This window comes from Streptomyces scabichelini, from assembly GCF_011045015.1.
In the GTDB taxonomy this organism is placed as follows: Bacteria; Actinomycetota; Actinomycetes; order Streptomycetales; family Streptomycetaceae; genus Streptomyces; species Streptomyces scabichelini.
Genome location: NZ_JAAKZY010000281.1, coordinates 1 through 12,209, shown reverse-complemented (window position 1 = coordinate 12,209; position 12,209 = coordinate 1). Strand labels below are relative to the sequence as shown.

Annotated in this window: 10 protein-coding genes; 5 read left to right on the top strand and 5 right to left on the bottom strand. The window is 69.3% G+C overall.

The window, feature by feature from the left end; translation table 11 throughout:
- Positions 1-103: 103 nt before the first annotated feature.
- Positions 104-733 (bottom strand): TetR/AcrR family transcriptional regulator, encoded by a 630-nt coding sequence (locus tag G5C60_RS45650; RefSeq protein ID WP_165269324.1) that lies wholly within the window; start codon positions 731-733, stop codon positions 104-106.
- 239 nt (positions 734-972) lie between these two features.
- On the opposite strand from G5C60_RS45650, the gene G5C60_RS45645 reads away from it, so the two are divergent.
- The 4 genes from G5C60_RS45645 to G5C60_RS45630 all read left to right on the top strand — a co-directional run bounded on the left by G5C60_RS45645 (position 973) and on the right by G5C60_RS45630 (position 5,253).
- Complete coding sequence (locus G5C60_RS45645) at positions 973-1,953, top strand: tetratricopeptide repeat protein (RefSeq protein ID WP_165269322.1); 981 nt, start codon at positions 973-975, stop codon at positions 1,951-1,953.
- A 621-nt stretch (positions 1,954-2,574) separates the two neighbouring features.
- Positions 2,575-3,207 carry a DUF6230 family protein gene (locus G5C60_RS45640; RefSeq protein WP_165269320.1) on the top strand — a complete coding sequence of 211 codons (633 nt, stop codon included), beginning with the start codon at positions 2,575-2,577 and terminating at the stop codon, positions 3,205-3,207.
- Positions 3,208-3,383: 176 nt separating this feature from the next.
- The gene (locus tag G5C60_RS45635; RefSeq protein WP_165269317.1) at positions 3,384-3,920 is read left to right on the top strand and encodes a DUF6114 domain-containing protein; all 537 of its coding nucleotides are present in this window, start codon (positions 3,384-3,386) and stop codon (positions 3,918-3,920) included.
- Between the two features lie 76 nt (positions 3,921-3,996).
- Positions 3,997-5,253 carry a hypothetical protein gene (locus G5C60_RS45630; protein ID WP_420907474.1) on the top strand — a complete coding sequence of 419 codons (1,257 nt, stop codon included), beginning with the start codon at positions 3,997-3,999 and terminating at the stop codon, positions 5,251-5,253.
- Between the two features lie 114 nt (positions 5,254-5,367).
- Here G5C60_RS45630 and pyk read toward each other — a convergent pair whose 3' ends face one another.
- From pyk to pta, 3 genes are all read right to left on the bottom strand, one after another.
- Complete coding sequence (gene pyk / locus G5C60_RS45625; RefSeq protein WP_165269313.1) at positions 5,368-6,786, bottom strand: pyruvate kinase; 1,419 nt, start codon at positions 6,784-6,786, stop codon at positions 5,368-5,370.
- A 74-nt stretch (positions 6,787-6,860) separates the two neighbouring features.
- Positions 6,861-8,120: an acetate/propionate family kinase gene (locus G5C60_RS45620; RefSeq protein WP_165269311.1), complete on the bottom strand. Its 1,260-nt coding sequence runs from the start codon at positions 8,118-8,120 to the stop codon at positions 6,861-6,863.
- On the bottom strand, positions 8,117-10,240 hold the full coding sequence (pta, locus tag G5C60_RS45615) for a phosphate acetyltransferase (RefSeq protein ID WP_165269309.1): 2,124 nt from the start codon (positions 10,238-10,240) through the stop codon (positions 8,117-8,119). Before pta ends, G5C60_RS45620 begins: the two co-directional genes overlap by 4 nt.
- A gap of 242 nt (positions 10,241-10,482) precedes the next feature.
- On the opposite strand from pta, the gene G5C60_RS45610 reads away from it, so the two are divergent.
- A complete protein-coding gene (locus G5C60_RS45610) occupies positions 10,483-11,508 on the top strand; it encodes an ATP-dependent 6-phosphofructokinase (RefSeq protein ID WP_165269307.1) in 1,026 nt (341 codons plus the stop codon).
- 12 nt (positions 11,509-11,520) lie between these two features.
- Here G5C60_RS45610 and G5C60_RS45605 read toward each other — a convergent pair.
- Positions 11,521-12,209, bottom strand: a 689-nt coding sequence (locus G5C60_RS45605) for a helix-turn-helix domain-containing protein (RefSeq protein WP_165269305.1), incomplete at its 5' end; no start/stop codon positions are given.

The following is a 12,209-nucleotide window of genomic DNA, read 5'->3' as shown; positions in this document are numbered from 1 at the left end:
CCCCACCAGGGGGCGCAGCCCCCTGGTGGGGTCTGGGGCGAAGCCGCAAGGGACGGGACGGGTAAGGGCGGCGGGGGCGAGACACCCGGACCCCAGCCACGGCTCAGCCCGGTGAGCCCCCGGCCGTAAGGCCGCTCAGCAGCACCCCCGTGAAGCGGCGCGCCCACGTCTCGTCCACCGGCTCCGCGCTCACCAGCGTGCGGTGCACCACCGCGCCGGCGATCACGTCGAAGATCAGGTCCGCGGAGCGGGCCGCCGTCTCGGGATCCGGTTCGGGCGGCAGCTCGCCGCGGGCCTGGGCGCGGGCCCGGCCCTCCAGGACGAGCCGCTTCTGGCGGTCGACGATCGACGTGCGGATGCGTTCGCGCAGCGGCGCGTCACGGGTCGATTCCGCGATCACCGCCATCAGGGCGGTCTTCGCCTCCGGGCGGTCCAGGATCGACGCGAACTGCCGGACCACGCCCTCCACGTCCGCCGCGAGGCTGCCGCGGTCGGGGATCTCCAGTTCGTCGAAGAGGGCGGCCACCGCGTCCACGACGAGTTCGTTCTTGCCGGCCCAGCGGCGGTAGAGGGTCGTCTTGGCGACGCCCGCGCGGGACGCCACGTCGCCCAGCGTCAGCTTGGACCAGCCCAGTTCGACCAGTGCCGCACGCGTCGCCGCCAGGATCGCGGCGTCCGCGGTGGCGCTGCGCGGGCGCCCTGTGGCACGTGGGGCGGAAGTGCGGCTCTGCATCCGCTGACCATATCCGGCCATTCCTGTGACGTCGTGGGCGACGACAGGGTGAGGGAGATCACCGAGGCATGGTTTCGCGGGGATTCCCGGGACAGTTACGCTACGGCTCGTAGCGAAAGCTCGCGTGTGAGCGACGACCACGCCGGCGCCGGGTGGGGACCCGGCGCCGAACACCGCACGGCAGGCCCGGCTTTCACAGTGCTTTTCAAGTACGTGCGCGGAGGGGGGAGGATGTACTCATGCAGCCACGGAACATGTCCATGAGCGGAGTCGTCGACCTCGCCGCGGTGAAGGCGGCCCAGGAGGCCAAGGCGAAGGCGGAGCAGGCGCGCGCCGAAGCGGCGAAGCAGGGCGGCGGGGGTGCCGTCTCCGCCGCCAGTCTTGTCATTGATGTGGATGAGGCGGGGTTCGAGCGTGACGTCCTGCAGCGCTCCACCGAGGTGCCCGTCGTCATCGACTTCTGGGCCGAGTGGTGCGAGCCGTGCAAGCAGCTGAGCCCGCTCCTGGAGCGCCTCGCCGCCGAATACAGCGGCCGGTTCGTACTCGCCAAGATCGACGTCGACGCCAATCAGATGCTGATGCAGCAGTTCGGGATCCAGGGGATCCCGGCCGTCTTCGCGGTGGTGGCAGGGCAGGCCCTGCCGCTCTTCCAGGGAGCCGCCCCCGAGGCGCAGATCCGGGGCACCCTGGACCAGCTCATCCAGGTCGCCGAGCAGCGCTTCGGGCTGACCGGCGTGACGGTCGACCCGGACGCCCAGGCCGGCGGCGAGGAGGCCGAGGCGGCTCCCGCGGTGCCGGTCGGCCCGTACGACGCGCTGCTCGAAGCCGCCGTACAGGCCCTGGACGCGGGGGACTTGAGCGGTGCGGTGCAGGCGTACAAAAACGTGCTGAGTGATGACCCGGGCAATACGGAGGCCAAACTGGGCCTGGCCCAGGCCGAGTTGCTCCAGCGGGTGCAGAACGCCGATGCGCAGCAGGTGCGCAAGGCCGCCGCCGAGAATCCCGCCGACGTACAGGCGCAGATCGCCGCCGCCGACCTGGATCTGGTGGGCGGTCATGTGGAGGACGCCTTCGGGCGGCTCGTCGACACCGTGGCGCGTACGGTCGGTGACGATCGGAATGCCGCTCGTATGCGACTGCTGGAACTGTTCGAGGTCGTCGGTGGTGACGATCCGCGTGTGACTGCTGCACGCAGAGCACTGGCGCGCGCCCTGTTCTGACCAGTCCCTAAACCACTGGGGCCCCTGGGGCCTGAGTGGGAGATTTGTCGACCCAGCGACACTGCGGCCGTGCTTTACCAAAACTTGGTAAACGCGGCCGCTGTTACTTGGAGTAAGACGCGGGCGCTGATCTGTCGGGTTCCGTCCGAAGATCAATCATTTTGTTACCCACCTCGGGGACACCCTGCGTCGTCGATCGATACCGGCGGGTACTTGTTCGGTTATCCGGCCGTTACTAGCCAGTAACGAACCCCCTTGCGGCGGCGTCGAGAATGCACCACGATCGGCGACGCTCGGTCCATTCCCGCATCCCGACAGCCAATCGGGTCAACGGGTTTTCTGGGTCCCCACCGAGTAGGAGCGGCGGCAGTGGCGCCACTCCTTGGACAGGGGGGTCTCTGCTCTCGGGCAGAGCCTGTCCGGCAGGTTGTGCGTGAAGTGTTCAGGCGCGACCAGTGGTTGTCGCTCGGGGGTGATCGCTTGTGAATTCGGGCGCGGTTCGCGCTTCTGAGCGCGGGCGCTCTCCTTCCCGAGGACGTAGCACTTCTCCCATCCCTGCCCGACTGAGCCGCCGACCGGGGGCCGTCAGGGCCGGAGATGTACGTCCGAGAAGGAGGAAATATGGAGTCCCAGGTGCGTGGCGGGACCAGATGGAAGCGGTTCGCGGTTGTCATGGTGCCCAGCGTGGCCGCGACCGCCGCGATAGGTGTCGCCCTGGCACAGGGCGCTCTCGCCGCGTCGTTCAGCGTGTCGGGCCAGTCGTTCAAGGTGACGACCAAGCAACTGGACGGCACGGGCTTTTCCCAGTACGGCGCCATCGACTCGGGGTACACCCTCGATGGCAAGAAGACGTCGCACCCCGTCGCGGTCTCGGCGTTCAAGAAGGCGACGATCAAGGAGCTGTGCCAGTCCGTCGTCACGCCGAACATCCCGGTGCTCGGCAACGTCAGCCTCATCCTGAAGGCTGGTGGCGGTGACACGCCGGTCCAGGCGGAGAACCTCTACATCGACGTCGCCGACCTCAGCGCCGACGCCGAGTTCCGCAACATCGACATCGGTGTGGCCGCCGGAGACGCCGACAAGGGTCCCGGCATCGCCAAGGGCGACAGGGCGAACCCGTACGGATTCGCGCAGCAGGCCGACTCGGTCACGCTGAAGGACGTGAAGCAGACGGCGTGGGCGACCACTGCCGGAACCTTCAAGCTGAGCGGGCTGAAGATGTCGCTGTCCGCGGGCGTCAAGGAGTGCTACTAGGCACTCCGTGACGGGTGGGGGAGTCCGCTTCCCCGCCCGTCACCCCCTTCTCGTCCTCTCTTCTCCGTCTGGTCCACCTTCTCCGTCTGGTCCACCCGGTCTGCACAGCCGCCACCCCCCACCCTGCCCCCAGCTTTCACCTCTCTCAGCAACGCCGTTCCAGGGAGCTGTTTTCCATGAGCGCCGAGACTCCAGCCACGCGCAGCCAGTTCACCGACAAGCGGCTGAGGTTCCGCGTCTGGAGGGGCAACAGGCCGTTCTGGGCCGGTCTGTTCATCCTGCTCGGCGGGTTTCCGATCGCGTACTTCCCGTACGCGAATCTCCAGATCGGTCATCTGACCCTGGCGATGGCCACCACCGCGGGCGCGGGCTCACTGATCATCGGCGTGCTGCTGATCGTGCTCGGGATCAGCCTGTGGTTCCAGAAGCACGTACGGGTCTTCGCCGGTGTGGCGGCGATCCTGCTGGCGCTGGTGTCCATTCCGGTGTCGAACCTCGGTGGCTTCCTCATCGGCTTCCTGCTCGCGCTCATCGGCGGCGCGATGGCCGTGTCCTGGGTGCCCGGCGAGGAGCCCACGGCGGAGCCGGCCAAGACGGACCGTACGGACGAAGGAAGCGCCCCTGAGGCTGTGGCGGCCAATGGGGCGAGTGAGCCGAACGATCTGTCAGGAACGAGCCCGAGCAACGGGGCGAACGGGAGGCACAGTGCCTGAGGAGGTCCACCGCGTGGACTCGCGAGAGCCCCGGGCGAGAACCGGGCCGCGGCATGCAGCCCCCAAGAAGCCCTTGTTGACGAGGCTGCAGATGCCCGCGGGCAAGGCGATAGCCATCGCGTCGATGCCGACCGCGATCCTCATGGGCATGGGTCTGACGCCGACGCTCGCCCGGGCCGACGACAAGCCGTCGGGGAAGAACCTGACGATCGACGAGTACAAGGAGTGCGTCGACGCGCTGGAGGAGGAGAGCGAAGAGGGCAAGGACGCGTCGGCGTCGCCCTCGCCCTCCGACTCGGCGAGCGGCCCCGCGTCCGACGACAAGGAGGAGCAGGGCTCCTCCGGTGAGGACGCTTCGGGCGACAGCTCCGCGGACAGCGGCTCGTCGGGCGACGGCTCTTCCTCGGATTCAGGTTCCGACGACGAGCCCGAGCCGACGCCGTCCCCCTCGGAGTCCAAGGCGCCCGCCGAGGAGGCCGAGCCGGCCCCGTCGCCGTCCCCCTCGGAGTCCGAGTCGAAGAACCCGCTCGACCCGCTGGGCGTCGGTGAGGCGCTGAAGGACATCTTCACGCCCGACGACAAGGAGGCGGAGGCGAGCGCGAGCCCGTCGCCCACCCCCTCCGCCTCGGCGAGCGAGGACGAGGCCGGCGCGAAGGCCGAGGACACCACCGACGAGGCGACCGACACGGCCAAGAAGACGGTCGAGGACACCGCCGAGGACGTGAAGGACACGGCCGAGAAGGCCGAGGGCGCCGTCGAGGACACCGCGGAGAAGGCGGAGGAGGCAGCCGGCGAGGCCACCGCGTCCCCGTCTCCCAGCCCGTCCGCGAGCTCCACCACGGACCCGGAGAACTGCCCGGCCGCCACGGACGACGAGGGCGGCCTCGAGCAGGGCATCCCGGCCCTGGCCGACGACCCCTGGCAGCTGGAGGCCAGCTCGCTGCTGCTCAAGGGCGCCGACTACCAGGGCGTCGTCAAGGTCAAGACCGCCAATGGCACGGTCAAGGAGGTCCTCAAGTACGTGATCTCCGACGGCACCGACATCGGTGATCTGCACCAGACCGTCGACGACAAGGACGCCGGCGTCAAGCACCACGTGCAGGCGGGCAAGGGGACCACGTCCACCATCCGTGACGGCAAGACGGTCATGTACACGGAGAGCATCTCCGGCAACCTGCTCGGTCTGGTCCCGGTCACGTTCGACCCGAAGCACCCGCCGCCGCTGAACATCCCGCTGATCTACTTCACCAAGGTGAAGGTCGTGCAGGCCGCCCAGTTCGGCGGAACACTGACCGTCCCCGGCCTGCAGCAGTACAACACGCCGCTCGGGTAGTCCCCACAGGGCCGGTCCGGGAGCCGCAAAACAGCTGAGGGCGCCCCCTGCGCGGCAGGGGGCGCCCTCAGCGGCGTACACGCATCGGATACGAATCCGGGAACGCGACCGGAGTCAGCTGCCCAGGTGGTGCACCCGGACCATGTTCGTGGTGCCGGGCACGCCGGGAGGCGAACCGGCGGTGATGATCACCGTGTCGCCGTCGTTGAACCGCTTGAGCCTGACCATCTCCTGGTCGACCAGCTCGACCATCTCGTCGGTGCTGCTCACGAGCGGCACGACGTGGGGCTCGACGCCCCAGCTCAGCGCGAGCTGGTTGCGGGTGGACTCGTCCGGGGTGAAGGCCAGGATCGGCTGGGCCGCGCGATAGCGGGACAACCGGCGGGCGGTGTCGCCGGACTGGGTGAAGGCCACCAGGCCCCTGGCGCCCAGGAAGTCCGCGATCTCACACGCGGCACGGGCGACCGAACCGCCTTGCGTACGCGGCTTCTTGCCCGGTACGAGCGGCTGCAGGCCCTTGGCGAACAGTTCCTGCTCGGCGGCCTGGACGATCTTCGACATCGTCTTCACGGTCTCGATGGGGTACGCGCCCACACTCGACTCCGCGGACAGCATGACGGCGTCCGCGCCGTCCAGGATCGCGTTGGCCACATCGGACGCCTCGGCGCGCGTGGGACGGGAGTTGGTGATCATCGACTCCATCATCTGGGTCGCGACGATCACCGGCTTCGCGTTGCGCCGGCACAGCTCCACGAGGCGCTTCTGCACCATCGGGACCTTCTCGAGGGGGTACTCGACGGCCAGGTCGCCGCGGGCGACCATGACGCCGTCGAACGCCGCCACGACGGCCTCCATGTTCTCCACCGCCTGCGGCTTCTCCACCTTGGCGATGACGGGGACCCGGCGGCCCTCCTCGTCCATGATCTTGTGGACGTCGTTCACGTCGTGGGCGTCCCGCACGAAGGACAGCGCGACCAGGTCGCAGCCCATACGCAGCGCGAAGCGCAGGTCCTCGACGTCCTTCTCGGACAGCGCGGGCACGTTCACGGCCGTGCCGGGCAGGTTGATGCCCTTGTGGTCCGAGATCACGCCGCCCTCGATGACGACCGTCCTGACCTGGGGGCCCTCGACCTCGACGACCTTCAGCTCGACGTTGCCGTCGTTGATCAGAACCTGGTCGCCCTTGGCGACGTCGCCCGGCAGGCCCTTGTAGGTCGTGCCGCAGATCGACTTGTCGCCCGGGACGTCCTCGGTGGTGATGGTGAACTCGTCACCGCGTTCCAGCTCCACCGGTCCCTCGGCGAAGGTCTCAAGGCGGATCTTCGGACCCTGGAGGTCGGCGAGAACGCCGATCGCACGGCCCGTCTCCCGAGCGGCGGCCCGGACGCGGTCGTACCGCCCCTGGTGCTCGGCGTGCGTGCCGTGGCTGAAGTTGAAGCGGGCCACGTTCATACCGGCCTCGATCAGCGACACGAGCTGTTCGTGCGAGTCGACGGCGGGACCAAGAGTGCAGACGATTTTGGAACGGCGCATGGGGGCGATCCTATCGGTTTGTTTCGCTACGGAATATTCCGTCTGGTGGAAGGTACAAATGGGCGGGTACGCGCTCAGGCGTGGGCCTGCGCTGAGCCGTTCCCGGTCCCCACGAGTGCGTACGTCTGGGTGGCGATCTCCAGTTCCTCGTCGGTCGGGACGACGGCCACCGCGACCCGCGCACCCTCGGGCGAGACCAGCCGCGGCTCGTCGGACCGTACGGAGTTGCGTTCGGCGTCGACGGCCAGGCCCAGCCCCTCCAGGTCCGCGACCGCAGCTTCGCGCACCGGGGCCGCGTTCTCACCGACCCCCGCCGTGAAGGCGACCGCGTCCACCCGGCCGAGCACCGCGTAGTAGGCGCCGATGTATTTCCTCAGGCGGTGTATGTAGATGTCGAAGGCGAGCCGCGCCCGCTCGTCGCCTTCCTCGACCCGGCGACGGATCTCCCGCATGTCGTTGTCGCCGCACAGGCCGATCAGGCCGCTCTTCTTGTTCAGCAAAGTGTCGATCTCATCCATGGACATCCCGCCAACGCGCGCCAAATGGAAGATGACCGCGGGATCCAGGTCCCCGGAGCGCGTACCCATCACGAGCCCCTCCAAAGGCGTAAGACCCATGGACGTGTCCACGCACCTGCCGGCCCGGACAGCCGATGCCGAGGCTCCGTTGCCCAGGTGCAGCACGATGACGTTGACCTCGGACGGGTCCCTGCCGAGGAGCCGGGCGGTCGCGCGCGAGACGTACGCGTGCGAGGTGCCGTGGAAGCCGTAGCGGCGGATGCGGTGCTCGTCGGCCGTCGTCACGTCGATCGCGTAGCGGGCCGCGGACTCCGGCATCGTCGTGTGGAACGCCGTGTCGAAGACGGCGACCTGCGGGAGATCCGGGCGCAGCGCCTGAGCCGTACGAATCCCCGTCAGGTTGGCCGGGTTGTGCAGGGGCGCCACCGGGATCAGCCGCTCGATCTCCGCGAGAACCCTCTCGTCGATGATCGTCGGCTCCGTGAAGTGCCTGCCGCCGTGGACGACCCGGTGGCCGATCGCGGCCAGCTCGGGGGAGTCCAGGCCGAGTCCGTCCTTGGCCAGCTCCTCGGCGACGGCCTTCAGGGCGGCCTCGTGGTCGGCGATGGGGCCGGTACGTTCCCGGGACTCGCCGCCGTTCCCTCCGCCGTTCTCGCCGCCGTTTCCGACGAGCGGCGTGTGCTTCAGCCGGGAGGTCTCCTCGCCGATGCGCTCGACGAGACCCAGGGCCAGCCGGCTGCTGTCGCGCATGTCGAGCAGCTGGTACTTCACCGACGAGGAGCCGGAGTTGAGGACGAGGACGCGGGTGGCGGTCACAGGGCGGAAGCTTTCGCGGTCGGAGACGGGGACGGGGACGTTGGGCTGGGGGTCTGCGCCTGAGCCTGGATTGCCGTAATTGCAACGGTATTTACGATGTCGCCGACGAGCGCGCCGCGGGACAGGTCGTTGACCGGCTTGCGCAGGCCTTGGAGGACCGGGCCCACGGCGATCGCGCCGGCCGAACGCTGCACGGCCTTGTACGTGTTGTTGCCGGTGTTGAGGTCCGGGAAGATCAGCACGGACGCCTGTCCGGCGACCTCCGAGCCCGGCAGCTTGGTCGCCGCGACCGACGGCTCCACGGCGGCGTCGTACTGGATCGGGCCCTCGATCTTCAGGTCGTCGTGGCGCGCCCGGACCAGCTCGGTGGCCTGGCGCACCTTGTCGACGTCCGCGCCCGTGCCGGACGTGCCGGTGGAGTACGAGAGCATCGCGATCCGCGGCTCGACGCCGAACTGCCGGGCGGTGGTGGCCGACTGGACGGCGATGTCGGCCAGCTGCTCGGCGTTCGGGTCGGGATTGACCGCGCAGTCCCCGTACACGAGGACCTTGTCGGCCAGGCACATGAAGAAGACGGACGACACGATCGACGCGTCAGGCTTCGTCTTGATGATCTCGAAGGCCGGCCGGATCGTCGCGGCCGTCGAGTGCACGGACCCCGACACCATGCCGTCGGCCAGGCCCTCCTCGACCATGAGGGTGCCGAAGTAGTTCACGTCGGAGACCACGTCGTACGCCAGCTCCACGGACACGCCCTTGTGGGCGCGGAACGCGGCGTACCGCTCGGCGAAACGCTCGCGCAGCTCGGAGGTCGCCGGGTCGACGATCTGCGCCTTGACGAGGTCGATGCCGAGATCCGCGGCCTTCTTGCGGATCTGGTCCACTGGGCCGAGCAGGGTGAGGTCGCAGACGCCGCGACGCAGCAGCACCTCGGCGGCGTGCAGGACGCGCTCCTCGGTGCCCTCGGGCAGCACGACGCGACGCTTGTCGGAGCGGGCCTGCTCCAGGAGCTTGTGCTCGAACATCATCGGCGTGACGCGGTCCGTGCTCGGCGCCGAGACCCGCCCGAGGAGGCCGCCGGTGTCGACGTACCGCTCGAAGAGGCCCAGAGCCGTCTCCGCCTTGCGGGGCGTCGCCGCGCTCAACTTGCCTTCCATGGGGAAGAGTTCGGCCGCGGTCGGGAAGCTGTTGCCGGCCACCGAGACGACCGGGGTGCCGGGGGCGAGCCGGGCGGCCAGTGTGAGGACGTCGTCGCTGGGGCGCTCGTTCAGGGTGAGCAGTACGCCCGCGATGGGCGGGGTGCCGGCGCTGTGCGCGGCGAGGGCGCCCACGACGAGATCGGCTCGGTCGCCGGGGGTGACGACCAGGCAGCCCGGGGTCAGGGCGCCCAGGAAGTTCGGCAGCATGGCGCCGCCGAACACGAAGTTCAGGGCGTCGCGCGCGAGCCCCGCGTCGTCGCCGAGCAGGACCTTGCCGCCGAGCGCGTGGGTGATCTGGGCGACCGTCGGAGCGGACAGCGCGGGCTCGTCCGGCAGCACGTAACAGGGCACAGGGAGCCGGGAGTCGAGGCCCGCGTGGATCTCCGCGCGGGCCGGCGGGGCCACCCGGTTCACCACCATCGCGAGGACGTCGCAGCCAAGACCGTCGTACGCGCGGAACGCATTGCGGGTCTCCGCGAGCACCGACTCCGCGGTCTGCTTGCGGCCGCCCACGACAGGGATGACGGAGGCGCCGAACTCGTTCGCCAGCCGGGCGTTGAGGGACAGCTCGTCCGGGAACTGCGTGTCCGCGTAGTCGGTGCCGAGGACCAGGACGACGTCGTACTCGCGGGCCACCCGGTGGAAGCGGTCCACGAGCTGCGAGACCAGCTCGTCGGTGCCCTGCTCGGCCTGGAGCGCGGACGCCTCGTGATAGTCCATGCCGTAGACCGTCGCCGGGTCCTGCGCCAGCCGGTAGCGGGCCCGCAGCAGCTCGAAGAGACGGTCGGGATCGTCGTGGATGAGAGGACGGAACACCCCCACCCTGTCGACCTGACGGGTCAGGAGCTCCATGACTCCCAGCTCGACGACCTGGCGACCGTCGCCCCGGTCGATCCCGGTCACGTACACGCTGCGCGTCACGCGTGATCTCCGTTTCCTCATGGTCGAAATTGGCCGCTATCGTGGGCCGTGCCCTCTTGACAATACCTCTGAGCCTCGTTAGGGCACCCGTCATGTCGGTGGGGGAACCGGGTGTGTGGACAGGGCTGTACGGGGGCCAGGGGTCACGCACGGCGTGCCCCAGTGGCCCATGAAACAATCGGACCGGATCACCCGTACCGACAGCTCTCACGTACCAAGCAGCGAGCAGGAGAAACAGCACGATGCGTATCGGAGTTCTCACCGCAGGCGGCGACTGCCCGGGGCTGAACGCAGTGATCCGGTCGGTCGTGCACCGAGCCGTCGCCCACTACGGCGACGAGGTGATCGGCTTCGAGGACGGTTACGCGGGACTGCTCGACGGCCGCTACCGCAACCTCGACCTGGACGACGTCGGCGGCATCCTCGCCCGCGGTGGCACCATCCTCGGCTCCTCCCGCCTCCAGCGCGACCGGCTGCGCGAGGCCTGTGAGGGAGCCCAGGACGAGATGCGCGAGTTCGGTATCGACGCGCTCATCCCGATCGGCGGCGAGGGCACGCTGACGGCGGCGCGCATGCTGTCGGACGTGGGCCTGCCGGTCGTCGGCGTACCGAAGACGATCGACAACGACATCTCGTCCACGGACCGCACCTTCGGCTTCGACACGGCGGTGGGCGTGGCCACGGAGGCGATGGACCGGCTCAAGACCACCGCCGAGTCGCACCAGCGCGTCATGGTCGTCGAGGTCATGGGCCGGCACGCCGGCTGGATCGCGCTGGAGTCCGGCATGGCCGCCGGCGCCCACGGCATCTGCCTGCCCGAGCGGGCCTTCGACCCGGGCGACCTGGTCAAGATGGTCGAGGAGCGCTTCGCCCGCGGGAAGAAGTTCGCGGTCCTGTGCGTGGCCGAGGGCGCCCACCCCGCCGAGGGCAGCATGGACTACGGGCACGGCGAGATCGACCAGTTCGGACACGAGCGGTTCCAGGGCATCGGTACGGCACTGGCGTACGAGCTGGAGAGGCGGCTCGGCAAGGAGGCCAAGCCGGTCATTCTCGGCCACGTCCAGCGCGGCGGCACACCGACGGCGTACGACAGGGTGCTCGCCACCCGATTCGGCTGGCATGCCGTCGAAGCCGCCCACCGGGGCGACTTCGGGCGGATGACGGCACTGCGGGGGACGGACATCGTGATGGTGCCGCTCGCGGAGGCGGTCACGGAGCTGAAGACGGTGCCGAAGGACCGGATGGACGAGGCGGAGTCGGTGTTCTAGAGCCGGCCCCGCTCATTGGCCGTTGTTGCGCTGGACGGTCGACCAGAAGTGGTCGACGATCCGGTTCAGGAAATCCCGGCCCGCGTCACCGGCCTCGACGGCTATCGTCCCGTTGCCCCAGCTCAGGGTGGGTGCCATCTGCCGCTGGTACTCCGTGTGCAGCGACCGCAGTACGTCCTCCACGACATACCGGTCCAGCGGAAGCAGTTTGCTGACCTGTCGCACGTACGCCTGCCACCGCGTGCCGCACGCGTTGCGCAGCAGCTCGGCCAGCTTCTCGTGGCGCCCGCTGACGGTGACGAGATCCGCCAGCGACAGGCCGAGCACCTCGGCGAGAGCCGACGACTGCCGCTCGTTGCCGCGCCACTCGCTGTTCTCCTCCATCCGCAGATACGCGAGGAGTTCGATCCCCACGGCACGCGCGACGTCCTCGGCGGCGAGGCCGCGCGCGAGCCGGTACTCACGCAACGTCTGTGGCGCGCCGATCAGTTCACCCGGCGAGCACCACAACACGCCCGCGAGCGCGACCAGTTCGGGATTGCCGGGCGGCACGACGCCGCTCTCCCAGGCCATGACCAGATCGGGTGTCACATGGGGCAGTCCGTACGAGGTCCGCATCCCGTACGCGACATGTTCGGGCCCCATGCCGAGCGCGGCGCGGAGTCTGCGGGCGACGGGGGCGTTGAAGGGCGGGGTGGGCT